20 protein-coding genes are annotated in these 24,065 nt (G+C 67.9%); 9 read left to right on the top strand and 11 right to left on the bottom strand.

What is annotated here, in order from left to right; translation table 11 throughout:
* Positions 1-69: 69 nt before the first annotated feature.
* The 4 genes from O7632_RS12655 to O7632_RS12640 all read left to right on the top strand — a co-directional run bounded on the left by O7632_RS12655 (position 70) and on the right by O7632_RS12640 (position 5,470).
* Positions 70-345, top strand: coding sequence for a hypothetical protein (locus O7632_RS12655; RefSeq protein WP_278114252.1), 276 nt, complete (start codon positions 70-72; stop codon positions 343-345).
* A 355-nt stretch (positions 346-700) separates the two neighbouring features.
* Positions 701-1,651, top strand: coding sequence for an endonuclease/exonuclease/phosphatase family protein (locus O7632_RS12650; protein ID WP_278114250.1), 951 nt, complete (start codon positions 701-703; stop codon positions 1,649-1,651).
* Positions 1,652-1,814: 163 nt separating this feature from the next.
* Positions 1,815-2,909, top strand: a complete 1,095-nt coding sequence (locus O7632_RS12645; RefSeq protein WP_278114248.1) for a glycosyltransferase family 2 protein — start codon at positions 1,815-1,817, stop codon at positions 2,907-2,909.
* Positions 2,910-3,586: 677 nt separating this feature from the next.
* Positions 3,587-5,470: a BTAD domain-containing putative transcriptional regulator gene (locus O7632_RS12640; protein WP_278114246.1), complete on the top strand. Its 1,884-nt coding sequence runs from the start codon at positions 3,587-3,589 to the stop codon at positions 5,468-5,470.
* Here O7632_RS12640 and O7632_RS12635 read toward each other — a convergent pair.
* From O7632_RS12635 to O7632_RS12590, 10 genes are all read right to left on the bottom strand, one after another.
* The gene (locus tag O7632_RS12635; protein WP_278114245.1) at positions 5,462-6,400 is read right to left on the bottom strand and encodes an oxidoreductase; all 939 of its coding nucleotides are present in this window, start codon (positions 6,398-6,400) and stop codon (positions 5,462-5,464) included. The genes O7632_RS12640 and O7632_RS12635 overlap by 9 nt on opposite strands.
* A 106-nt stretch (positions 6,401-6,506) precedes the next feature.
* Positions 6,507-7,505, bottom strand: coding sequence for a glycosyltransferase family 2 protein (locus O7632_RS12630; protein WP_278114243.1), 999 nt, complete (start codon positions 7,503-7,505; stop codon positions 6,507-6,509).
* Between the two features lie 162 nt (positions 7,506-7,667).
* Positions 7,668-8,759: a lysylphosphatidylglycerol synthase transmembrane domain-containing protein gene (locus O7632_RS12625; protein WP_278114241.1), complete on the bottom strand. Its 1,092-nt coding sequence runs from the start codon at positions 8,757-8,759 to the stop codon at positions 7,668-7,670.
* A gap of 100 nt (positions 8,760-8,859) precedes the next feature.
* Positions 8,860-10,680 (bottom strand): ABC transporter ATP-binding protein, encoded by a 1,821-nt coding sequence (locus tag O7632_RS12620; RefSeq protein ID WP_278114240.1) that lies wholly within the window; start codon positions 10,678-10,680, stop codon positions 8,860-8,862.
* Positions 10,677-12,389, bottom strand: a complete 1,713-nt coding sequence (locus O7632_RS12615) for an ABC transporter ATP-binding protein (RefSeq protein ID WP_278114238.1) — start codon at positions 12,387-12,389, stop codon at positions 10,677-10,679. The genes O7632_RS12620 and O7632_RS12615 overlap by 4 nt, the downstream gene beginning before the upstream one ends.
* 188 nt (positions 12,390-12,577) lie before the next feature.
* Complete coding sequence (locus tag O7632_RS12610; RefSeq protein WP_278114236.1) at positions 12,578-13,606, bottom strand: cysteine synthase family protein; 1,029 nt, start codon at positions 13,604-13,606, stop codon at positions 12,578-12,580.
* Positions 13,607-13,608: 2 nt separating this feature from the next.
* The gene (gene hisC / locus O7632_RS12605) at positions 13,609-14,745 is read right to left on the bottom strand and encodes a histidinol-phosphate transaminase (protein WP_278114235.1); all 1,137 of its coding nucleotides are present in this window, start codon (positions 14,743-14,745) and stop codon (positions 13,609-13,611) included.
* Complete coding sequence (locus tag O7632_RS12600; RefSeq protein ID WP_278114233.1) at positions 14,742-14,909, bottom strand: hypothetical protein; 168 nt, start codon at positions 14,907-14,909, stop codon at positions 14,742-14,744. The genes hisC and O7632_RS12600 overlap by 4 nt, the downstream gene beginning before the upstream one ends.
* Entirely contained in the window at positions 14,906-15,883 is a 978-nt protein-coding gene (locus O7632_RS12595) for an ornithine cyclodeaminase family protein (protein WP_278114231.1), read from the bottom strand. The genes O7632_RS12600 and O7632_RS12595 overlap by 4 nt, the downstream gene beginning before the upstream one ends.
* Positions 15,884-15,919: 36 nt before the next feature.
* Positions 15,920-17,233: an alanine racemase gene (locus O7632_RS12590; RefSeq protein WP_278114229.1), complete on the bottom strand. Its 1,314-nt coding sequence runs from the start codon at positions 17,231-17,233 to the stop codon at positions 15,920-15,922.
* A gap of 335 nt (positions 17,234-17,568) precedes the next feature.
* On the opposite strand from O7632_RS12590, the gene O7632_RS12585 reads away from it, so the two are divergent.
* The 4 genes from O7632_RS12585 to O7632_RS12570 are packed head-to-tail and all read left to right on the top strand — an operon-like array spanning position 17,569 to position 21,835.
* Positions 17,569-18,654 carry an ABC transporter substrate-binding protein gene (locus O7632_RS12585; RefSeq protein WP_278114228.1) on the top strand — a complete coding sequence of 362 codons (1,086 nt, stop codon included), beginning with the start codon at positions 17,569-17,571 and terminating at the stop codon, positions 18,652-18,654.
* A gap of 13 nt (positions 18,655-18,667) precedes the next feature.
* A complete protein-coding gene (locus O7632_RS12580; RefSeq protein WP_278114226.1) occupies positions 18,668-19,765 on the top strand; it encodes an iron chelate uptake ABC transporter family permease subunit in 1,098 nt (365 codons plus the stop codon).
* Positions 19,765-20,574, top strand: coding sequence for an ABC transporter ATP-binding protein (locus O7632_RS12575; RefSeq protein WP_278114224.1), 810 nt, complete (start codon positions 19,765-19,767; stop codon positions 20,572-20,574). The genes O7632_RS12580 and O7632_RS12575 overlap by 1 nt, the downstream gene beginning before the upstream one ends.
* Positions 20,575-20,611: 37 nt before the next feature.
* Positions 20,612-21,835: an MFS transporter gene (locus O7632_RS12570; protein WP_278114222.1), complete on the top strand. Its 1,224-nt coding sequence runs from the start codon at positions 20,612-20,614 to the stop codon at positions 21,833-21,835.
* Between the two features lie 65 nt (positions 21,836-21,900).
* Here the strand turns inward: O7632_RS12570 and O7632_RS12565 are convergent, their stop codons facing one another.
* Positions 21,901-22,503, bottom strand: a complete 603-nt coding sequence (locus tag O7632_RS12565; protein ID WP_278114220.1) for a DUF5134 domain-containing protein — start codon at positions 22,501-22,503, stop codon at positions 21,901-21,903.
* Between the two features lie 65 nt (positions 22,504-22,568).
* Here O7632_RS12565 and O7632_RS12560 point away from each other — a divergent pair, with 65 nt between their 5' ends.
* Entirely contained in the window at positions 22,569-24,002 is a 1,434-nt protein-coding gene (locus O7632_RS12560; RefSeq protein WP_278114219.1) for a PepSY domain-containing protein, read from the top strand.
* Positions 24,003-24,065: the final 63 nt, after the last annotated feature.

The following is a 24,065-nucleotide window of genomic DNA, read 5'->3' as shown; positions in this document are numbered from 1 at the left end:
CCACTCCGCAAATCAATCGACGGTCCAAGGTGGTACGGCCGCCGGCTCCGCCGGGTCCGGTGCACGTCGATGACCGTGGGGCTCTTCGCTGGCCGATCGACCGTGGGGCACTACGCGGGCCACCATCCGGCGACCGCCGGATGGTTCGCCCGGCCCGGTGGCCGCTGCCGGCCGGACCGGCACTCGACGAGCATCGACCTGTCGCCAACGGATCCCGCCGTTGTCTTCGGCCACGAGTTCCCGTCCAATGAACACATCATCCGATACGTCTTTAAAGGACACGTCGCATCGAATGCCTCCCCCACGATCGATCCGGCACTCGACACATCGGACCTTACCCACTGACGATTGCCCGCCTCTTGGTGATCGCGCCAAGAATCGAACAAGACCGCGCTGGGACACTTCCAACTCGTCACGTGTCACCAGCCGCCGACACGACACGGAAACGAGGTGTGCGGTCGTGGGGGAAACCACAGACGTCCAGTCGGTCGTGGCCGAGCCGGAACCGCCGAGCACCTCGACGCCGACGCCCAGACCCCGGTGGTGGCGACGCTGGCTCGTGGGCCTGTCGGTGTCGGTCTGCACGGCGTGGCTGATCTTCGTGGTGCTACACCTGATCCTGAGCGGCCGAGTGTACTGGTGGGGCCCGTTCGATCTACTGCCACCGATCATGTTCGCGGTGGTGCCGTCGGTGTTGCTGGTGGCCGCGCTGCTGACTCGGTCGATGCGCCGGCGGCTCGCCCCGGTGCCGCTGATCGCGCTCCTGCTGGGCGCGGGATCCAGCGGTATCAACGTGGCTACCGTCTGGTACACGCCGCCGCCGGCACCTGCCGACGCCGTCACGATGGTTACCTGGAACACCGAGTACTGGGATCAGGACCTCGCCGGTGGCGAGCCCCGCAGCACCGCCGACCTCTACGAGTTCCTGCGCCGGCAGGATGCCGACGTGTACATGCTGCAGGAATACGCGCATGTGGACGTGACGCTGGCGGACACCTTCGCGCAGGCCTTGGCCATCGATCACGAGGCGCGGTTGCGCGAGACCTTTCCCGAGTACGAGATCGTGATCGCCGGGCGTAACATCACCCTCTCCCGGCTACCGGTCGTGGGACACCACTGGCTCGACTCGACGCCCTGGCTGCCGGAGGATCTGAAGGACGTGCCGCCAGGGCTACGCGACCGCCCGCTGTTCTACCAGTCACAGACGCTACGGACCGACATCACGGTGAACGACGAAGTCGTTTCGTTCTACAACTCCCACATCTATCAGCCGCCGCAACGCATCTTCAGGTTGCGCAACGACCCGGACCGCAGCATGTTCGAGATCGACCGCTTCAATTTCGAGATTCGCAAGGCGAGCTACGAGGCGATCGCGGCAGACGTGGCGCAGAACGAGAATCTCATCGTCCTGGCCGGCGACCTGAACACCTCACCCGCGATGGGCATCTTCCGGATGATCCCCGACCGGCTGGTCGACCAGACACGCGCTCTGCCGGAGATCTACCCGGCGACCTGGCCGATCGCACGTCCGGCATGGCGGCTCGACTGGCTGTTCACGACAGCGGACGTCAGGGTGTCTCGATACGAACTGCGGGATGCGGGAGGACTCTCCGACCACAAGGTCCAGCGGGTCGTGCTCTCGGCGCGCTGAGCCGACCGACACCCGGCCAACCGACACCCGGCCAACCGACACCCGGCCAACCGACACCCGGCCAACCGACACCCGGCCGACCCGCGCGCCGGTGGACCGACAGACATCACACCTCGCATTACCAGATCATGGAGTATCAATGTCCGAAGCGGGATCGCCACTCGTGTCCGTGATCGTGCCCTGCCACAACAGCACGAAGACCATTGCACTGTGTATCGAATCGGTGCTGGCACAGAGCTATTCTGCCATCGAACTTATCGTCGTCGACGACGCGAGCAACGACCAGACGACGACGATCGTCGAGCGGTACGACTGCACGCTGGTCCCGCTGTCCCAAAATGTCGGCGCGGGCATCGCCAGAAATCGCGGAATCAGCGCTAGTCATGGCGAAATCCTGTTCTTTCTCGACTCCGATGTCGCGCTGGCACCGGATGCCGTCGAAAACGCCGTCCACATTCTCGATGCCGATCCGGCACTCGGCGCGGCGTGGGGCGTCTACGGCGACCGACCTCTAGTCGACGACGGTATCGTGGAGCGGGTCCAAGTCCTCTACGGCCACTATCGGCAGATCCAACCGAGTCCGGTGTTCACTGGACACTTCGCCGTCGGCGCGGTTCGCCGAAGGGTCGTCGACGAGATCGGCATGTTCGACGAGCGACTCTTCGGGCAGTGGACGAACGAGGACCACGAGTTCGGCTTGCGCATCGCCGCACACTTTCCGGTGACTCGCGCGCTCGACGTGGTCGGATATCACGACGACGACGACAATATGTGGTCGGTGCTGCACAAGAGATTCGGTCGGGCGGTGTCGCTGATGCCGTTGATCCTCAAGCAGCGCGATCTGAAGCCGGAGCGGGAGGCGCTCCACCGGCCGCCGGAGATCGCCGCAGTGTTCCTGTCTGCGGTGACCGCTCCGCTACCTCTGCTGTCGCCCTATCTCATTGCCGTTCCGGCTGTCTTCGCACTCTGGTTCGTCTACGCGAACCTGCCGATGCTGGGCTTCGTGCGACGCAACGCGGGGTGGCGCGTGGTACTGACGACCGTGCTGCTCAATTACGCCTACGGCCTGGCGGTCGGTGCAGGTGGCGCGACCGGCGCGCTGCGCTACCTCGTGGATCCACGATTCCGCCGGCGCTACCAGACCGACGAGCCGGGATCGGATCCGCACCGCCAACATCCCGGTACGGCCCACGTGCCGCAGGTGTCCGCCACGCACGGTGCCGGCCAGGCCGGCCAGGTCGACGTCCAAGCCGATTGACGGCGTCCGACACGGCGCGGGGGATCTTTAGCCGCGATTGCCCCGCTATAGTCCACAAGTCGGACAAACAGCAGGCCGGTTACTTCTACGCCCGGGTCGCATCAAGTTTCATATCGCCCAAGATAGGCCCCTCTGGCGTCGACGATCCAGGATCGGAGCGATCCCGGCAATCCCGGCGCCCCGCGAAGCGATCCGACCCGCGCGAGCACCGCCTTGCCGGAGTAAGCGCGGCCGGCCGAGGCTGCACCAGAGTGCCGACAGCCACCTGCTTGCTCGCCCGCCGAATATCCGCGACAAGTTCCCGAGCAGGCCTTCTTACCCATTACCGCCTAGTAGCACCGGGCCTTTCCGCGCTGCCCGACCGACTCTCCACCGAACTTAGCAGCACTGTCCGCACGCACGGACACGGCACTCCAAAGGAGATTCAAGTGTATCGAGGATCTCAAAACCGCCAAAGCCGTACCGGCTTACCATATCCATACCGGACAACAAGCTGCAGCATCCGGCCAAGCACCCTCCACCGTGTGCCGTGCCCGTGCGTCCACGCTGGCACCCAAGCGCTAGCATCAACGGCGCGACAGACCTTCCATCCAATTCCTATGACAGATCATTCCGAACTCGGAGTGGGAGCGCTCCCACCCTGATCGGTAGAGAACGAACATGCGGGGGCAAAAGGCATGAGAGTTCGACTCCTTGGTCCGGTGGACGTGGAAAAAGCTGGCCGTTCGCTCGATGTCGGACCGTTGCAACGCCGCGCGGTCCTGGCAGCCCTGGCGGTCGACGCCGGCAACCCGGTCTCGATAGATGCCCTCACCGAGCGAGTCTGGGGCTCGCAAGCGCCGGAAGCGCCACGGAGCGCCCTGTACGCGCATGTCGCCCGACTCAGGCGGTTCCTCGCCACCGCCGACGGCGACACCACACCCGTACAGCTGAACCGGCACGCGGATGGCTACGTGCTCGACATCGACCGCCAGCAGGTGGATCTGCACCGGGTCGGCCTGCTCGCGGAGGCGACCCGATCCGCGACCGCCTCCCATGGAGACCGACGCATCGTCGCGCTACGCGAGGCGATGGATCTCTGGCGCGGCCAGCCGCTGTCCAACCTGGCCGGATACTGGGCGGTCAAGGTCCGACGGAGCGCGGAATCGCAGCTGGTCAGCGTGGCGACCGCGTGGGCCGACGAGGAACTGCGACTGGGAAACGCCGAGACCGTGGCGGGCCGACTGGCACCGATCATCGCGTCGAACCCACTGGCCGAACCGCTGGTCGCGCTGCAGATGCGGGCACTGTGCGCGCTGGGGCGGATGTCGGAGGCCCTGCAGTGCTACGCCGTGGTGCGTACCCAGATCTCCGAACAGCTTGGCATCGAGCCCGGTCCAAGGCTGCGCGACCTGCATGTGGCGGTGCTGCGCGGCGAGCTCGACGGCACCTGCACCCCCGGGATCGTCACCACGGCCGGCCCGTTCACCGCCGTACCGCGACAACTCCCCACCGATGTCGTGCGCTTCGTCGGACGGGCGAGCCAGTTGGCCCGCATCCACGACGGGTTGCTGCCGTCCACGCGGGCGGGATCGACACCGGTTGCCGGCATCTACGGCCCCGCTGGTGTCGGCAAGTCCGCCCTGGCCATCCACGCCGCCCACCAGGTGGCCGACCGGTACCCCGACGGGCAGATGTATCTGGAACTTCGCGGCTGCAGCGTCGGGAGCCGGCCGCTGAGTCCGACGGAGGCGCTGGCTCGTCTGCTGCGCACGCTGGGCGTCGAGATGCCGCCCGCCGCCATGCAGGTCGATGAGGCCGCCGCGCTGTTCCGGTCCCTGATGGCGGGACGACGGATGCTGCTGGTGCTCGACAACGCCGCTGACGCGAGCCAGGTACGACCACTGCTGCCCAGCGGGACCGGCTGCGGGCTGCTGGTGACGAGCCGGCAACCGCTGGCCGGCTTGAGCGACGTCTGCCAGGTGCCGGTCGGCCCGTTGGCGGTGGCCGAGGCGGTCACGCTCCTCGGACAGTTGGACGTCGCCGACCGGGTGGCCGCCGAACCGGAGGCGGCTGCCGCCGTCGCCAGATGGTGCGAATGCCTTCCACTCGCTCTACGCATCGCTGCGGCACGGCTGGTCGCCCGCCCCGGGTGGCCACTCGCCGAACTGCGCGACAGGCTGGCCGACGAGCATCGGCGACTGGACACCCTGGAAGTCGACGGCATCGGGCTACGCGCCAGCATGGACGGCTCGTACCAGCGATTGTCCGACAGCAACGACCCGACGGCGCGGGCCGCCGCCGAGGCGTTCACGGTGCTCGGGGCCTGCGGGGAACCCGAGCTCAGCCGGTACACCGCCGCCCGTCTCCTGGCTCGGTCCGAGGTGTACGCCGAACGCGCCCTGGAGCGGCTCGTCGACGCCCAGCTGTTGGAAACCTCGGCACCGGGTACATACCGCATGAGCGAGCTGTTGCGGTTGTACGCCCGAGAGCGCCACGCCGCGTCGCAAGTGGACGTCATCGTGCGCGGCGGCGGGCGTTCCCGGCGTACCACCCTGCCTCGCGGTCAGGCCCTACGCTGACGCGGCGAACGCGTCGACCCCGGTCAGTTCGGCAGAGTACGCCCACAACCGGGCCGCCTGCTCCAGGTCCTCGGTGGTGTCGAAGCGCCGGGCCACGGCGCAGGTCATGAGATAGGCACCGCCCACCTCGGTGAGCTGCGGTGCGGTCGCGGCCCACACCTGGGTCGCGGCACCTTGCTCGGGAGCCCGGAACTCGGCGAGCAGTGGCGTGCCCGCCTCGTCGATCCAGCCGGCGGCGATCATCTCCGCCTTGGCGAGGTGACGCTGCAGCGGGGTGAGGATGTATCCGGGATGCACCGAGAACGCGCGTACTCCGGCCGATCGTCCCAGCGCGTCGAGTTGCGCCGCGAACAGAGCGTTGGCCAGCTTCGACTGGGCGTACGCCGCCCACTTGTCGTAGCCCTGCTCGAAGTGCACGTCTTCCCAGCGGATGACTCCCGTCGGGCTGACACCCGACGACACCGCGACGACCCGCGCGGCACCGCCGGCGACGATCGCCGGCCAGAGCTGGTTGACCAGTGCGTAGTGTCCCAGGTGGTTGGTCGCGAACTGCGCCTCCCAACCCGGTCCGACCCGCGTCTCCGGGCAGGCCATGACGCCAGCGTTGTTGATCATGATGTCGATCGCGCGGCCCGACGCCAGGAACCGGTCCGCGAACGTACCCACGCTGTCAAGGTCACCAAGGTCGAGCTCGCCGACCTCGACACCGTCGAGACCGGCGAGCGCGTCCTGTGCGACGGACGGACGCCGGGCCGGGACGACAACGGACGCGCCCGCTCCGGCCAGCGCCCGGGTCGTCGCCAGACCCAGGCCCGAGTACCCACCGGTGACGACGGCCAGCTTGCCGTGCAGATCGACGTCGGCGAGCACGTCGGCGGCGGTGCTGTCGATGGTGAAAGCGGTGTCTGTGTCGTTCTGTGATGTCGTCATCTTCAGCTTTCCGGTTCGGGCGACGTCGGCCGATGTCCGGGGTCGTGCGGGCCGGATCGACCGTCGTGGCGCGTCGTATCGGGTGGACGGGGCCGGGCACGCGGGTCTACACGTAGAGCCGCCGCATCCGGCCCGGGAACAGCAGGCCCTGCAGGATCCCGATGCCGGCGGCGACCGCGGAGGTCAGCGTCACCAGGAGATGCAGCGCGGTGAATTGTAGTCCGAACAGGATGCCATGGTGGCGGTACGCGTACGCGTAAGTCCGCCAGTCGAGTGCCATACCGATGCCGAGGCAGACGGCGGCGGCCAACAAGGCCCATGGTCCAAGCAGGACCGCCGATACCACGCCGAGCACGGCGGCGAGAATGAATCCGCTGCCCAGGGCCCGGTAACTCGTTCCGGCCCCACCCGGCAGGGCCTTCAACCGCACCCAGTTCGGCGCGCCGAGACGGGTGCGATGGAATACTTTCGTGATCATGACGCCGAGCGTTCCGTCGTGGTCGTGCCGGCCCCGGATCGACGCGGCCGCCCGGACGATGTATCGGGCGTTGAGCCGGAAGCCGTAATCCTGTTCCTCGGTCCACCGCAGCCGGGTGTTGAACGGACCAATCTCGCGGAACACCTCCGTACGGATCGCGAACAGCGCGGAGTGCAGTCCCGGGATGGGGCCGTCGATCTCGTTGAACCAGACGTACTGCTGGATTGCCCGGTAGCGCTTGACCAGGCTGTCGGGGAACATGGGTTCGGGCTGGTACATGCCGCAGACCGCGCCGAGGCCGGCCTCGGTCTGCAGGATCTCGACCGCCCTCGTGACCGCGTCGGGTTCCAGCGCGACGTCGGAGTCGACGAAGAACAGGATGTCGCCACGAGCATGCTCGGCACCGAGATTGCGCGCGGTGGACACTCCGCTGTTGACTGGACTTTCCAGCACCGTCACGCCCATGCTCCGGGCGACGGCGACCGAGTCGTCGGTGCTGCAGTCGTCCGCGACGATGATCTCGATCCCGGGATAGGTCTGCCGTTGCACCGCCTCGATGCACGCGGACAACGTCCTCGCGTAGTTGTAGTTCGGGATGATCACCGAAACGTGCGGTTGCCCACCCATCGCTGCTCCGATCGGCTCTACCATCGCTGACGTCAGGTCACAGGGCGCAGGTCATCGGCAACACTTGGTCGACGCCGCGCTGGTGACGAACCTAGCTGTCCGATGAGGCCGGAGCCTTGTCCAGGTCTTGGCACGAGCCCCGGCCCGGTGGATGTGCGTCCATCACCGTGGCGCGCTGACCACGGGCACCGGCGATTGCCTACCGACGTGGGTGGCGGACGAATCGCCGGGCCGGGCGTGCCGGCGCCGTAGGAACTCGACCACCAACAGGCCGATGCCAGCGGTGACGAGTTCGCTCACCACCACCACCAGCCGACTCAGCAAAGCCACCACGCCGGCCGCGGGTATCGGCATGACCAGGCTGAGCGCGCCTAGCAGGATGACCTCTCGGACGCCAAGGCCGTCGGGGGTGAAGACCGCGAAGACACCGGCTACGGCACCGAGGCTGAACACCCCGACACACAGCAGGAACGAACCGGCCGGTGGGGCGCCCATCGCAATCGCGAGGAACCACAGCTGGACCCCACCCGCCAGCCACGACACCAGTTGGGTCACCACGACCCGGCGAATGACCCGGCCGGGCACGGTGGCCTCCGGCGGCGGACGCCGCCGCAGCCGGGCCACCACGACCGCCGCCTGACTGATCAGCTGCGGGCGGACCAGGGTCACAACGATCGGCACGGCTGCCAACGCGAACCAGATCACCGAGCCGCCGAGCACCTCGGGCCCGACGGCCAGCCCGACGGTGGCGCCGGTCAGCAAGCCGATCACCAGCGTCAGCAGCCACGCGGAGGCCATCCGGGTGGCCGGTACGCCCATCGTCTTGCCGATGCGGATACTGACGATGAAGCCGAAGACCTTGCCCGGCACGTACTTGGCGAACTGGCCGACGAAGAAGATCCGCGCGGCGCCGACGGCCGTGACGCCGTCACTGACACCCGACAGCATCGACCGCCAGGCCAGCATCGCCGCGAGCAGCGCGGCGGCGTTGGCGAGCAGCGCGAGCCCCACCATCAGGGCGAGCAGGCCCGGCCGCTGACTCCGCAGCGTCGTGCCCAGCACCGACCAGTCCTGGCCCCGCAGCATGATTGCGATGGCACCGAGGGTCACGACCAGGAAAACGGCGGTCACCGACCGGTGGAACCAGCCGCGCGACCGCTGCCCGCCGCGATCGTCGGGATCCGACCGCCGCCCGCCGAGATCGTCGGCGTCGCTCAGATCAGGCTCCTGGCCTTGCGGTTCTGTCGCCGACACGCCGACACCGACCCACTCCCCTAGAGGTTCGAACCCTGTCGGCCGACGGTAACGGTTGATCGCTTGGCGACTCCTTGGTCGCGGCCTGACGAGCCGAGGCTCATCCTTCGAGTTGCGAGGCGAGCAGGTCGACGTACGCACCGGCAGCCGCGACGAGCTCCTCGTGGGTTCCGGTCTCGACCACTCGTCCGCCGGACAGCACGACGATCCGGTCGGCGGTCCTGATGGTGGAGAGCCGATGGGCGATGATCAAGGTGGTACGACCGTGTCGGGCTTCGTCCATCGCCCGGTTGACCGCTTGCTCGCTCGCCGCGTCGAGGTTGGACACCGCCTCGTCCATGACGAGGATGGGGGCGTCTTTCAGCAGGGCACGTGCGATCGCGATCCGCTGCCGCTGCCCGCCGGACATGAGCGCGCCGAGTTCACCCGCGCCGGTGTCGTAACCGTTCGGCAACGTCGTGATGAACTCGTGGGCCTGGGCCGCGCGTGCGGCGGCCTCGACCTCGTCGTCGGAGGCGTCGGCGCGGCCTAGGCGGATGTTCTCGCGCATGCTGGTGTTGAACAGAAAGGTGTCCTGCGGCACCAGTGTCATGAGGCGGCGAAGGTCCTCCTGTGGAAAGTCACGGACGTCGTGTCCGCCCACCGACACCGATCCGGCGGTGACGTCCCAGAACCTCAGCAGCAGGTTGGCGCAGGTCGACTTGCCCGCGCCGGAGTGTCCCACCAGTGCGACGGTCTCGCCCGGGCTGATCTCGAAGCTGATGTCCCGTACGGCGGGTGCCAGGTCGCCGCGGTACGCGAAGGTGACGGCGTCGAACCGGACATGCGGCACGATCGGCCCCTCGGGTGGCAGGCTGACCAGGTCCGTGACCGGGGCGGGCGCGTCGAGCAGCGTGTTGATGCGGTCGGCCGATGACGCGACCGTGGCCAGCTCGCGTGCGACCTCGGTCACCTTCAGTACCGGCAGCATCGCCATCGCGGCGAGCACCACGGCGACCGGGAAGAGGGCACGGTCGAGCTCGCCCTCGACGACGAGCCACGCGCCCAGAACCAACACCACGAGTGTTCCCAGCAGGGCGATGGTGTCCGTGGCGGCGTACTCGATGCCGCTACGGCGTCCGTGGGCGGACTTGGCCTCGGCCAAGCGACGGCTCTGTTTGCGGAGCAGCCCGAGCCGCTGGGCGTGCGCACCGAAGTTCACCAGTTCGCGCAGGCCCTGGAAGGTGTCGGTGTTGTCGGCGCTCATCTGGCTGAGGGAATCGCGGAGCTCGTGTCCGTGTCGTTCGGCCTGGCGCCGCAACCATGCCGGGACCGAGGCGAGCAGGAGCAGGACCGGCACCAGAACGCAGGCCAGCGACCAGTGGAACCAACCCAACGCGACGGTGGTGGCAACGGGAACGGTCGTCGCGACGGCCAGCGGGCTGAGCGTGTGGGCGAAGAACAGCTCGATCTGTTCCACGTCGGAGACGACGGCCGAACCGAGGTCGCCGGAACGCCGTTCGAGCATGTAGCCGGGCGAGAGCCGTTCGAAGGCGCCGAACACCTTAGCTCGGGTGTCGGCCAGCGCGCGGAAGGCGGCGACGTGGGCGTAGGTGCTGTCGGCGATGCTCAAAGCGACAAGCGGCACGATCAGGCAGCCCAGCACGATCAGCCAGCCGGTGATCTGGTCCAGTGCGGCTCCCATGGCCGCCCGTGCCACCACGTACGCGCCGATCCCGGAGGAGGCGAGCAGGAGCAGTTGGTGCAACGCGCCTGCCAGATAGGCGACCGCGATGAGTCGGCGGTGTCTGCCCAGCAGGGGCATCAGGCTCCTCAGCCTGGTGCTCAGCGACCGGCCGGACACCGGCACGACGTCGTGGTCGTGGTCGTGCTCGACGCCGTGTCCGTGGGTGTGCGGGTGGGTGTGGGTGGTCGAGGTCATACGGGCGCTCCAGTTTGCGTCGCGACGAGTTCGGCGTAGAGACCCTTGCGCGCCACCAGGTCCGGGTGGCTGCCGAACTCGACCACCCGGCCGGAGTCCATCACCACGATCCGGTCGGCGTCGCGCACGGTGGACAGCCGGTGCGCGATGATGACCGTCGTCCGGCCACGGGTCAGTTCTCCGAGCGCCTGGGTGATATCCGCCTCGTTGGCGGCGTCGATGCTCGACGTCGGCTCGTCGAGCACGAGCACGGGGGCGTCCTTGAGCAGCGCGCGCGCGATCGCGATGCGCTGGCGTTCGCCGCCGGACAGTTTCAGGCCGCGTTCGCCGACGATCGTCTCGAAGCCCTGGGGCAGGTGGGCGATGAAGTCGGCCGCCTGCGCCGCGGTCACCGCGCGGCGGATCTCCTCGTCGGTGGCGTCCGGTCTGGCCAGCAGCAGGTTCTCGCGCACCGTTCCGTGGAACAGGTAGGTGTCCTGCGCGACGACGCCCACCAGTGACCGCAGGTCGGCCAGGGGGAACTCCCGGATGTCGCGGTCGTCGACGCGGATGGCGCCCGCGTCGGGATCGAAATAGCGCATCAACAGCCCGATCACCGTGCTCTTGCCCGCTCCGGAACGACCCACGATGGCCACCCGTTCACCCGGCGCGACCACCAGGTCGAATCCGTCCAGGGCCGGCGTACGCCGCGTCGGGTAGCAGAACCGGAGGTCGCGGAACTCCAGGCCGGGAGGGTCGCGCCGCAATGCCGGCGCCGTGGCCGCCGCGTCCCGCACGTCCGGCTCCAGGCGCAGCACGTCGGCGACCGCCCGTCCGGCCGGGATGGCGGAGTACGCCGAGTGGTACGCCACCTCGAGCTCGTTCATGGGGCGGAAGGTCTCGCGGGTCAGCATCAGAATCGTGAACAGCCCTGCGACGCTCACCGAGCCGGTGGCCGCGTGCCAGGCGCCCAGGCCCACCGCAGCGGCCGTACCGATCGGCACCATCAACGCGCCGAGACTGGAGGTGCCGCACCACGCCACCATCAGCCCGATGGAGTCCCGGCAGAACGCCTCACCGCGCTCCACCATCTCCCGGCCGCGCCGGCCGCTGGCGTTGAACGCCTTCAGCGTCGCCATCCCCTGTACGGCGTCCAGGCTCTCCGAGTACATGCCCCGGTAGGACACCATCCAGCGGCCACCACGCTCCCTGATCGTCCGCTCCCCGAGCAGTTTCGACAGCGGCGCCAGCAGCGCACACGCGAGCACGACCAGGCCCACCAGCGGGTCGACCGCTATCACGTACACCGAGGCGAGGCAGGATCCCAGCACCGACGCCAGCACGGTCGGCACGAATCGGCCCACCAACGGGTCGAGCAGCTCCACCGAGTCCACCAGCGTCGACTGCAGATCACCGGTACGCATCCGCTGCGCCTGTCCGGGACCGATCTCCATCAACTTCAACGTCAGCCCTTCACGCACCGCCTCCTTCACCCGTGCCGACACCCGTGGTGCCCACCAGTCCCGTACCACCAGCAGCACGATCCGGAGCACCTGCAACACGCCGATCACGGCCAGAGGTGTCAGCAGGCTGCCGACGTCAGCCGACGAGAAGACCCGGAAAAGCAGGTCCGCGATCATCAGACCCTGACCGACGTACGTCGCCGTCACCAGCAACATCAGCCCGACGAGCCCGGCCACGTCCAGCCACGCGCGCGGGCGCAAGCCCATGAACATTCGCACCGCCGACCACACAGCGACACCTCCGCAACCGATGGACCCTGACCCGGCAAGACGAGCCGGGTGGCGCCGCCTGGGCGATTCGATCGTGTCGGCGGGCTTCCGGTCAACCTGATGAAAATAGTTCTCGTTATCATATCGGACGGCAGGCCGCCGACACGCCGGGCGGGGGCACCAAATCAGTGGAATTCGTCAGATGTCTTCCTGGCTCCGTCGGCTGGGGCGTACCGCAGCATCGCGGCGAGCCGGTCCACGACCCGAGCGTCGAACAGGCCCTCGGCCGCCATCCACTCGTCGTTGAACACGGTGTCCAGGTACTTCTCACCGCCGTCACACACCAGCACGACGATGGTGGTCTCGGGCCCCAGGGTCTGCGCCCGCTCCAACGCCTTGTAGACCACGCCGCCCGCCGAGCCGCCGATCAGGATGCCGAAGTTCCTGGCCAGATAGCGACAGGTTTCGAAGGCCTCCGAATCGCTGACCTTGACCCCCTCGTCGATCAGATCGTAGTCGAGGGTGTCGCAGATCTCCGACGGTACCGGTGTCCCGGTGCCGGACTGGTGGTACGGCGCCTCTTCACCGCCGAAGTTGACGGAGCCGACCGGCTCGACGCCGATGATCTTCAGGTCCGGGATGCGCTCCCGGAGAACACGCCCGGTGCCGCAGAGCGACCCGCCGGTGCCGACCGCCCCGTACAGATAGTGGATGCCCACGCCCACGTCGTCGTGCAACTCGCGGGCAAGCGGCCGGTAGCCGTTCGGATTCCCCGGGTTGCTGTCCTGCGCGGTGCAGTACGCGCCATGCTCGGCGGCGAGTCGACGAGCCGTGGCGTACCGCTCGGCGGTGGCCAGTCCCCCCGCGTCCCCGCCGACGTTGAGCAGCTCCGCGCCGTAGGCGAGCAACCCGCGCAGCTTGTCGACGCTGGAGTGGTTGTCCACCACCGCGGTGAACTTGTATCCGCGTTCGGCGGCGATGAGCGCCAGGCCGAGCCCGGTGTTGCCGGACGTGGCCTCGACCAGCCACCCGCCAGGGGCGAGCAATCCCTGTTCTTCGGCCTCGTCCACCATGTTGCGAGCCATCCGGATCTTCGCCGTACCGGTGGGGTTGTACTGCTCCATCTTGAGCAGTACGGTTGCCGCCCTGTCCGCCACCGCCAGCCTGAGCAGCGGCGTCCGCCCGATCAGGTCGGATACCTTGTCTCTGATCATTGCTATCCCCTTGCGCAGATTTCCGTCAGACAGCGCACGAAGACGTCGTTGTCCTCGGGAAACGACAGTGAGGCTCGGATGAAGTTCTCGTATCCCGGCTCACGCCAGGCCTTGACGATGATCCCGACGCCGTATAGCTCGTGGGCCACCTCGTCGGAGCGGCGTCCCGTGTCGATGAACACGAAGTTGGCCGAGGACGGCGCCACGCGGAAGCCGGCGGCGCGCAAGCGGTCCGTCACCCGGGCGATCTCCAGGCCGGTCCGCCGGACGGTGTCAGCCAGATGGGCGCGGTCGCCCAGCGCCGCGATGGCGGCGTCCTGGGCCAGTTGGTTGACGTTGTAGGGAGTGCGGACCCGGTTCAGTGCCTGGACCAGAGCGGCGTCGGAGGCGATGCCGTACCCCACCCTGATGCCCGCCAGGCCGTAGGCCTTGGAGAAGGTGCGCAACACCATCCACGGTCGCTTCCGCCCGCGGAGCACCGCCAGCCCGTCGGGGTAGTCCGGGTCGGGGCGGGCGAACTCGCAATACGCCTCGTCGAGCACCAGCAACGCCGACTCCGGAGTGTCGGCCACGATTCGCTCAAGTTCGCCGGTGCCGAGCATCGCGCCGGTCGGATTGCAGGGGTTGGCGAGGAAGACGAGTTTCGGGTCCGCCGCCAGTGCGGCACGCCAGGCGGCGGCGTCGAACCCGAACTCCGTGGTGACCGGCACCTTCCCCACCCGGGCCCCCACCATGCGCGGAAAGATCTCGTGCAGGCTGAACCCGGGCACCTGGGTGATCACCAGATCGCCCGGATCGAGAACCGCCTGGCACAACAGCTCCAGGACGTTCTCCGAACCGTTGCCGAGTACGACGCGCTCCGCAGGCACGGCCAGGCTCTGTCCGACCGCCTCCGCCAGCCGTTTGCCCGTGGGATCCGGATAGCGGGAGACGCCGGCGGCCAGGCGCCGACATACCGCTTCGGTGGCCGCCGGGGACACGCCGAACGGGCTCTCGTTGTTGGACAACTTGATCACGCGGGCGGCACCGCTGCGGGCGGCCACCTCGTCCGGGTCGGCGCCGGGGTCGTAGGCGGGCAGACTCGCGACCACCCGGCGCACCAGGGACGCCGAGGTCGCTGGTTCGAGGGCACGGCTCATGGAACGGCCGCCCGGACAGCCGGCACGATCGGCGCGACATCGAGGAGTACGGTCCGGATCAGCGCCGGGTTGCCCTGCTGGTTCATGGCCAGCGGAGGCGCCAGATCGCGCGGCGCCGGCGGGTGCCCGACCCACCAGCCGGCGCCGACTTCGACGGTGCTCACCAGAAATCGACCCGCTGCCCACGCCCGGCAGCCAGCGCGAGATCGGCGATGTACCGGCCCAGCGCGGCGTCGGTGACCGCCATGCCGCTGTTGTACGCGAAGACCACATCGTCGGAGTCGCGCCGGGCCGACGCCCGTCCGAGCAGGATGTCCGGCAGTTCGGCGTCGACCGGGGGCAGGCTGCCATCGGCCGCTCGCAGCTTGCCGCAGGTGACATGCATCTGGGTGATGTCGGTCGCGATCCGGTAGTCCGCGCCGTGGAACACGTCGTGGACGCCGTAGCCGAGCAGTACGGCGATCGCTCCCGGTTTGACCCAGTCGCGCTGGACCACCTTCTGCACGGACAGACCGGCGGCGCCAATCAGGATGTCCGCTTCGCCCGCGGCCTTCTGGAGGTCGTCCACGATCTCCACCTCGCGGCCGTCGACACTGTCCTGAACGGCCCGCAGCCCCTCGGCATAAGTACCGCACACCTGCAACCGTTCCAGGTTCGGAAGTGCCGCGAGCAGCATCGGCAGGGCCATCTGTCCCTGGACACCCGTGCCGATGACCAGGGCGCTGCGGGCGTCCGGGCAGGCCGCGCGGGCGAACAGCGCGCTGCTGGCCGACGAGCGCAACGGCCCGAGCTTCACCACGTCCATCAACGCGATCGGCGCTCCGGTGGTGTCGTCGGCGATGAAGATGAACGAGTGGAACCGGTAGCTGTCCCGCTTGCGGCTCGGATCGAACTCGTAGACGGCTTTGAAGCACACGGTCTCGGTACCGGCGTCCCTGGCGACCATCGAGTAACTCAGCGATCGATCATCCGGATCCTCGATGATCGTCTTGACCGGGTTGTTCGATCCGTGTTCGCGCAAGGAGCAGTAGGCCCGCTCGACGACGTCGAGTACCTGCCGGTAGTCGAAGTCCAGCCCTTCCTGTTCCGACTGCGGCAACAACCACAACTGCCCGGGCGCGGCGTAGCCTTGTGACATGTGAGACTTCTCCTTCGGGTCGAGGCTGATTTGGATTCAGATTCCGTCCAGACGCCAACGCGGTGCTGCGTCACCGAGCCGGAGAACCGCTTTCAACGGCAACGCGGTGTCATGGAACCGTGATTCAAGGAAGTCCGAGTGATAGCCGGCGGTGTTCAGATAGACCAATTGATCACCGGGCCGTACGGGTCGAGGAAACCCGATCTTTCGCCAGGTCACCATGTCGTTTTCCAGACAGGTCGAACCCGCGACACTGGCCGGGAACATCTCGTCGGCAACGGACTGGGCGGACAGCAGCAAAGGGTCCGGGAGATAGTCGGTGTTGAACCATTGTTCACAAAGGTTCAGACTGTTACCAGTGACGGTGACGATCGCGTATCCGTCGGTGTCCCGCCGGTCGTCGACCTGCTGCACGCGGTACATCGTGAATCCGGCCTGGTCCAGCAATGACCGGCCGGGCTCGACGATGAAACGGATGCGGTGGCGTGCCGCCTTCGCCGACAGGCTCTCGTCACCGTCGACCGGGTGGCTCATGATCATACGTGCGGCCTGGGTGGGAGAAAGACCTCCGTACGGGTAGAAGTACAAGCCCTTGGAGGTCTTGGCCGGGTGATAGTGGCCAGGTTCGTTCTGCTGGACGAACTCGTCCCAGAGTCCCGGATCGACATAGCGCATCGGCAACCCGCCGCCGATGTCGACCAGCTCGGCGGCGTGCGCGCCACGCCGCCTGGCGTCGAGGCAGTGCTCGATCATCTCGTTCGCCGCCGCCGCCCGTTCCTCGGGAGAATAGCCGTTCAAGTGGAACGAGAATCCTCGGAAGCTCACGTGTTCGGTGAGTTCCAGACACATGTCGACAGCCGCGTCGCGCTCGGCGGCGGCCATGCCGAAACGGCTTGTCGGTTGGCTTTCCGTCCGAGCACGCAGCAGCACCCTGACCTGTCGACGCGCGAGCCGCGCGGTCGCGGCCAGTCTACGAAGTTCGCTGATCGAGTCGATGGCGACCAGGCAGTCGTGCTGGACGGCGAGAGCGTGCAGTGTGTCGTCCTTCTCCGGGCCGGAAATGCCGATCCGATGTCCGGGTACACCGCCAGCAAGGGCTTTGACCAGTTCGGCGGTGCTGGCGGCATCGATTCCGACGCCGAGGACGGCGGCCGATCTGACGAAGCAGTCGGCCTTGTTCGCCTTTTTGGCGAACAAGATGTCGACCTCGGCGCCCGTCTCGGCGAACGCCTGTCTGAGGGCTGCGACGTTTTCCTCGAAGACTTCCGGTAACACGACGTGCAGTGGCGAGCCAAGGCCATCCAGGAGGTCGACAAGCAGTGCTCGATGATCGTCCAGAAGCGTAGCCACGGCGGGGTGTCGAAGTGCGGTAAGCGGGAAGGGCTGGACTCCGGACAGCAGAGTTCCCGGGCTTGATCGCGGTGTGGTCACACCCTCATGTTTACTGCAGCCGATAATCGTTTGCAACAGTCAGATCGACTTTGATCACTAAAAATTGGTGATCACGATCGAGGCTCCAGCCCAGAGGTTTGCCGCTCGACCCGAGATCCACATCATGGTCGACCATGATGTGGATCAAGAATAGAAGGACGTCCACTCGTCACCACCTCCGACGGGCCGGCAACGTCGCCCCAGCCCGCCCGAGCCCACGACTTCCGACGATCATCACCTCGATCCCCGTTGATGTGACCCAGCTCCTCCCGGGCCCTTCAGTTGCCCGCGCGCGAGCTGCTAGCTTGTCTCCAATGAAAACGAGAACGGGTACCAGTGTCATGACCGCCGTGGCGGTGCTCGCGCTCGCGGGTTGTGCGGGTACCGAGTCTTCCGAGGCGGACAGGCGTACGGCGGCACCGGGGGCGGGCGCGGCAAGCTACCCGCTCACGATCACGAACTGCGGCACCGACGTGACATTCGAGAGGGCCCCGCAGCGGGTCGTCACGCTGAACCAGACAGCTGCCGAGATCCTCATCCACCTGGGAGTCGGCGACCGGATCGTCGGATCGGGTTACGAGATCTACGAGCCGCCGCAAGACATCGCCGAGCAGTACGAGAAGATCCCGATCCTGTCCGCGCACGGACAGCCGATCAACCACGAGAAGCTGCTGGAAGCACAACCGGAGTTCGTCTACACCTCCTTCGGCAGCTTTCTCACCGCGGCGCAGTCCGGCGACCGGGAACAGCTGCATGAGTTGGGCGTGCCGACCTACGTGACCGAGCTCGACTGCACGTTGCACGTCAGCGTCGCGGACGCGGACTTCAGGATGTTGTACGACGAGTACCGCCAGCTGGGCACGATCTTCGACGTCCCGGCCGCAGGGGAAGAACTGGCGGCCGAACAACAGGCCGTGGTGGACGAGGCGCTGAGCACTATCGAAAGCCAGGACACCCCGCTGAAGGTGCTGTGGTTCTACTCCACCTACGACGGCACGCCGTGGGCGGCGGGTCCCGGCGGTCTGCCCCAACACGTCTCCGACCTCGTCGGGGTCGAGAACATCTTCGAGGACGCGTCGACCAAGTGGGCCGAGGTGAGCTGGGACGAGGTCGCCGCCCGCGACCCCGACGTGATCATCCTCGCCGATCTGACCCGGGGTGAACCCAACGACACCGCGTTGGAAAAGATCGACCTGCTCAAGAAGGACCCGCTCACCCGCAATCTGGCCGCAGTGGCCGACGACCGGTTCATCACCATCCCCGGCGCCCAGATGGACCCCTCCTACGGCAGCGTGTACATGGTTCCCGCGCTTGTCGAAGGCCTGAACACGTTCCGGTGAGCAGCCGACCATCATGACAGCCAACCCACGCAGTACGATCCGGCGCGCCGAGAACCCGATCATCGATCAGAAGGTGGTTCCGGCGCGCCGTCGGCGCGCCCCGGCAGTGGCCTTCTTCCTGCTGGCCGCAGCCGGGCTGCCGGTCTCGATCGTCGCGGCGTCCCTGTTCGGCAGCGCGGACATCGGCTTCCTCGATGTCGTCTCCACGATCCTGCGACATGTCGGCCTGGGCGGGATCGCCCCGACGCCGCCACTGCCGAAACTGCTGGACGCGCTGATCTGGGAGTCGCGCTTCCCGCGTGTGTTGTTGGCCGCCGTCGTCGGCACGGCGTTGGCGGTTTCGGGCGCGGTGCTGCAAGCGATCACCAGAAATCCGCTGGCCGACCCGTACCTGCTGGGAGTCTCCTCCGGCGCCTCGACCGGCGCGGTGGCCGTCCTCCTGCTGGGCATCGGCGGAGGCATCTCCCTCTCGACCGGAGCTTTCGCCGGCGGTCTGGTCGCTTTCGGCCTGCTGCTGGTGCTGCTCGGTGGGGGGCGCGTCGCCAGCCCTACCCGGGTGGTGCTCACCGGCGTACTCGTGTCCCAGTTCTTCGCGGCGGTCACCTCGCTCATCCTCATGGTCAGCGGGGACGCGAACTCCACCCGCGGCTTCACCTACTGGCTGCTCGGCACCCTCGCGGGCGCCAGGTGGGAGGGTGTGACCGTCACCATCGTGATCGTCCTGGTCGGAGTGCTCGCCATCCAGTTCTTCGCGCCGGCCCTGGACGCCGTCACGTTCGGCTGGGACTCCGCCACCGCCCTGGGGATCAACGTCACTGCCGCCCGCGTCTGGTTGATGGTGCTGACCGCTCTCATCACGGCCGCCGCCGTGGCGGCCTCCGGCGCGATCGGCTTCATCGGGCTGCTCGTCCCGCACGCCGTCCGCATCCTGGTGAGCCCGATGCATCGTTCGCTGCTTCCCCTGTCCGCGATCACCGGCGCCATCCTCCTCATCTGGGTGGACACGTTCGCGCGGACCGCGTTCACGCCTCATGAACTGCCGGCGGGCGTCATCACCGCACTTCTCGGCGCGCCCGCCTTCGCCCTGGTCCTGAAGCGTCTGGAGTCCTAATGGGCCGCATCACCGCCACCGATCTCTCCTGGTCGGTCAAGGGCCACCGGCTCTTGGACAACATCGAAATGGCGGCCCACGACGGGAAGATCGTCGGACTCCTCGGGCCCAACGGCTCGGGCAAGTCCACGCTGCTGCGCCTGCTCGCCGGGTTGCGCCGCCCCGACACCGGACTCGTCCGATACGACGACACCAGCCTGCGCGGGCTCAGCCGTCGCGTGCTCGCCCGGCGGCTCGCCGTCGTCGAACAGGACGTGACCGCCCACAACCGCGTCAGCGTCCGTCAGGTCGTGGAACTCGGCCGTACGCCGTTCCGAGGTCGCTTCGACGGGCTGACCGAGCACGATCAGCGGATCATCGACGCCGCGTTGGAACGGGCCGACGTCGCCGACAAACAGCACCAGAGCTGGCACACCCTCTCGGGAGGGGAGAAGCAGCGCGCCCAACTCGCCCGTGCTCTCGCCCAAGAGCCTCGAGAGATCCTGCTCGACGAACCCACCAATCATCTCGACATCCGCCACCAGCTCGAACTCCTCGACCTGTTGGGATCACTGGAGGTCACCTGCGTCGTCGCCCTGCACGATCTCAACCTCGCCGCCCGCTACTGCGACCACGTCGTCGTCCTCGATCACGGGCAGGTGGTCGCCGCCGGCGCACCGGAGACCGTACTGACCTCCGACCTGATCGAGTCGGTCTACGGCGTCACCGTGCTCACCGACCGCGAGCCCGCCACCGGCATCCTCCGGATCACCTATCTGACGGTCTCCGCCTCGGACATGACGAGGGCAACGCCACCGGTACCTCATTGAGAATGGTTTTCGTATCAACGACGGGAGGTCGACGCACATGCTCGACGACGCGGTCGAGACCCGGTCCGCCCCGAAGTCCCTGCTGCGCAGCCCGTCCTTCGTCCGGTTGTGGACCGGCACGATGGCCTCCGGCGTGGCGACATGGGCGCTGCCGTTCATCCTCGGGCTGGCGGTACTCGACCGGTCGCTGACCGCGGTCGGGCTCGGAGTTCTCCTGGCCACCCGTACGGTGGGCTTTCTCGCCGCCGTGCCGGTCGGCGGCGTGCTCGCCGACCGGTATTCCCGACGACAGACAGTGCTGTGGTCCGGGCTGATGGCCGCCCTCGCCGCACCCGTGATGGCGATGAGCCTGGACCGGTCACTGCTGCTGGCAGCAGCAGCGGCGGCGGTGATGGGTGCCGGGCAGGGCGCGTGCCGCCCGGCATTCCAGGCGCTGACCGCCGAAGTGGTCGCCGAGCCGCAGCGGCAGCAGGCCAACGCCGCGATCACCCTCGCGGTCCGAGTCACCACCCTGGTGGCACCCACTCTCACCGTCCTGCTCGCGGCGGTCGTCGCCACCCCGGTGCTGCTGTGGGGCATCGGCGCGCTGTGGCTGGCAGCCGCGCTGATCCCGCCCGCCGGTGCCGGCTCGTTCGTGCCGTCGGGTACGCGACCGCGCATCCTGGCCGAGTTCGTCGACGGCGTACGCGAGGCCCGCAGGCACCCATGGTTCCTCGCCGGCCTGGCCGCGCTGACCGCAGTGATCACTACCGGATACTCGGCCACCTTCGTCGTTCTGCCGATGGTCAGCCGGGACCGCTACGACAACGAGGCCGTGCTGGCCGCCGCGATGACCACGTACACCATCGGTGCGCTCGTCGGCGCGGTGATCATCGCGAGATGGCGGCCCCGAGCCCAGGGCTGGTCCGCGCTCGTCGGACTCGGGCTCTACGGGTTCGCGCCGCTGAGCCTGCTCCTGCCGGTGCACCCCGGAGTGATCATCGCCGCGTACGTGGTCGCCGGCATCGGCATCGAGCTGTTCAACGTACCGTGGTTCACCGCCACCCAGCGCGAGATCGAACCCGCCAAACTCGCCCGGGTCTCGTCCCTGGACTTCCTGCTCTCCTACGGTCTCGCACCGGTCGGGCTCGCGCTCATCGCCCCCGCGATCGACCAGTTCGGTGCCACCGTGGTCCTCGCCGTCTGCACCGTGGTCTGTTTCGCCGCGCCGGCCGCCGCAGCGCTGGTGCCCTCATCCCGCGGCTTCACGACGCCCCGTTGACTTCCGGACCGTCGGCGCGCCGCCATGACCGCGTCGACGGCCGGCGAGCGTACCGGCGGCGGGTCTCAGCTGTTCATGAGCAACAGCATCGTGCCCATGCCGGCACCCATGACGGCGTAGCCCAGCAGATGTAGCCGGTGGCCGGATCTCGTCGTCGCGGCCCGGTACAGCCACCACAGCGCCCCGATCGCGCTCACGACCACGAAGGCGACGTTCGTCATGTCCGCCCACGCCGGGGTCGGCGTGGGCACCGCGCCAGCGGCGGCCACCCCGTGCGCGTGCCCGGAGCCGCCGCCGATCCCCATCTCCGACATCAGTGTCGGCATCGCCGCGAGCATCCAGATCATCGCCAGGTTCTGCGTGGCGTGGCCCAGCACGTCCACCCGCTCCGATCTGCCACGCGCCCGCAGGTACGCGGGCAGCAACGCGAACGCAAGGATGCCGAAGATGGCGACCTGCGCCCAGGCGAATACGCCATCGACCATCAGCCAGGCCATCAGGATCATCGCGGCGCTCATCACGGCGTGATTGATGTCGATCAGCTCGGCGTCGGAGAACGCCTGCTCGCGCGGCACGCCACGGCGACGGACGACGAGGTCGCCGACGCAGAAGAGCCCGGTCAACAAAAATACGACCGTCAATACGGGAACCCACGGCGTCTCCAGCACGACTCTAGCTAGTACCACAGGTTTCCCCTGCGAACAACGTGCCGACCAGAGAAGGGCCAGCCTCGATGACCGCCACAGAAACCGAGACGCCGACCTCCGGGGAGTCGCCGTCGTCCCTGGCCCGACCGCGGAAGACCAACTGGTTCGCCGCGTTCTGGCGCTGGCACTTCTACGGATCGATACTCGTCATACCCGTACTCTTCTGCCTCGCCGTCACCGGCATGACCTACATGTTCCGGGCCGAGGTGGACTCCCTGACCCATCCCGGAGTGCTGCAGGTCCCGGTCGCCGACGGCGCGCAACGAACGGCACTGTCCGAGCAAGAGGCCGCCGTTCGCACGGCGTTCCCGGACCGTCCCATCCTGTCCGTGCAAGACGGCACCGGCGACCGGGCGACTCTCTTCGTCGCCGGACTCGACGACGGCGGCAGCACCAACATCTACGTCGACCCCTACACCGCCACGGTCACCGGCGAGCTCAGCCAGGACCAGCTCATCTCCACCTGGGCCGAACGCATCCACGGCGACCTGCTCATCGGCGAGGACGGCGTCGGCGACCGCATCGTCGAACTCGGCGCCTCCTGGGCCATCGTGCTGACCATCACCGGGTTCATCATCTTCTTCCTCGGCCGCCGCGCCCGCAGCGGCGCACAGGCCAAAGGCAAGCGCGGGGCCCGGCTCCGCAGCTACCACGCCCTCGTCGGGCTCCCCGTCGGCCTCGGCATCCTGCTGCTCGTCGTCTCCGGCCTGCCCTGGACCGGTTTCTGGGGCGCCCAGGCCCAGCAGATCGCCGTCGACTCCGGCTCCGGACTCTGGGGCGCGGACCCCGGCGCCGAGTCCACCATCCGGCAGCAGATCGAAGACGCCGACGGTCAGTCGGCTCCCGCCGGCTGGGCTTCCGGCAACGCCCCGCAAGGCAGCAGCACCGGCAGCGGCACCCCGATCTCGATCGACCGGGCGGTCAGCGCGGCCCAGGCGCTGGGCGCCCCCGGGCCGTACCTCGTCCTGTATCCCGAGGGCGAGACCGGCGTGTTCAGCGTGATGAGCAGCCAGTGGTACGACGTCGGCAACCCCGCCGAATCCGACGTGACCAAAGAGACGACGATTCACGTCGACCAGTACAGCGGCGAGGTGGTCGGCGAGTACGGCTACGACGACTACAGCGCCATGGCGAAGGTGGTCTCGCAAGGCATCGCCCTGCACGAAGGGCGTCGCCTCGGCACCTTCAACACGATCATGTCCACGCTCTTCTGCCTCGCCGTGATCTTCATGTGCGTCACCGGGCCCATGATGTGGTGGACCCGGCGGGCCACGGCCTCCGGCCTCGCCGCACCACGGGCGAAACTCCCGATCTGGGGCAACTGGACGCTACTCGCCGCGATGGTCGTACTCGGCGTCTTCCTACCGTTGTTCGGTCTCTCGCTGCTCGTCATCCTGGCGCTGGACCAGCTCCTCATCCGCAGGGTGCCCGCGCTCAGGTCCTTCTTCGGCACGGCCTGACCCGCACCCTGTCGGCGGCGGTAGGCGGCGACCCCGGGATCGCCGCCTACCGCCGCCTACCGC

This window comes from Solwaraspora sp. WMMD406 (genome assembly GCF_029626025.1).
GTDB lineage: Bacteria > Actinomycetota > Actinomycetes > Mycobacteriales > Micromonosporaceae > Micromonospora_E.
Note: the sequence above shows the minus strand (reverse complement) of the source record. Positions and strands in the feature narration are given on the sequence as shown.

Coding starts and splice junctions, on each gene's coding strand:
- O7632_RS12570 (WP_278114222.1), top strand. CDS start 20,612: ATGCTCGACGACGCGGTCGAGACCCGGTCCGCCCCGAAGTCCCTGCTG.
- O7632_RS12655 (WP_278114252.1), top strand. CDS start 70: ATGACCGTGGGGCTCTTCGCTGGCCGATCGACCGTGGGGCACTACGCG.
- O7632_RS12635 (WP_278114245.1), bottom strand. CDS start 6,400: ATGACGACATCACAGAACGACACAGACACCGCTTTCACCATCGACAGC.
- hisC (WP_278114235.1), bottom strand. CDS start 14,745: ATGAGCCGTGCCCTCGAACCAGCGACCTCGGCGTCCCTGGTGCGCCGG.
- O7632_RS12620 (WP_278114240.1), bottom strand. CDS start 10,680: ATGACCTCGACCACCCACACCCACCCGCACACCCACGGACACGGCGTC.
- O7632_RS12595 (WP_278114231.1), bottom strand. CDS start 15,883: ATGTCACAAGGCTACGCCGCGCCCGGGCAGTTGTGGTTGTTGCCGCAG.
- O7632_RS12615 (WP_278114238.1), bottom strand. CDS start 12,389: ATGGGCTTGCGCCCGCGCGCGTGGCTGGACGTGGCCGGGCTCGTCGGG.
- O7632_RS12560 (WP_278114219.1), top strand. CDS start 22,569: ATGACCGCCACAGAAACCGAGACGCCGACCTCCGGGGAGTCGCCGTCG.
- O7632_RS12575 (WP_278114224.1), top strand. CDS start 19,765: ATGGGCCGCATCACCGCCACCGATCTCTCCTGGTCGGTCAAGGGCCAC.
- O7632_RS12610 (WP_278114236.1), bottom strand. CDS start 13,606: ATGATCAGAGACAAGGTATCCGACCTGATCGGGCGGACGCCGCTGCTC.
- O7632_RS12640 (WP_278114246.1), top strand. CDS start 3,587: ATGAGAGTTCGACTCCTTGGTCCGGTGGACGTGGAAAAAGCTGGCCGT.
- O7632_RS12630 (WP_278114243.1), bottom strand. CDS start 7,505: ATGGGTGGGCAACCGCACGTTTCGGTGATCATCCCGAACTACAACTAC.
- O7632_RS12580 (WP_278114226.1), top strand. CDS start 18,668: ATGACAGCCAACCCACGCAGTACGATCCGGCGCGCCGAGAACCCGATC.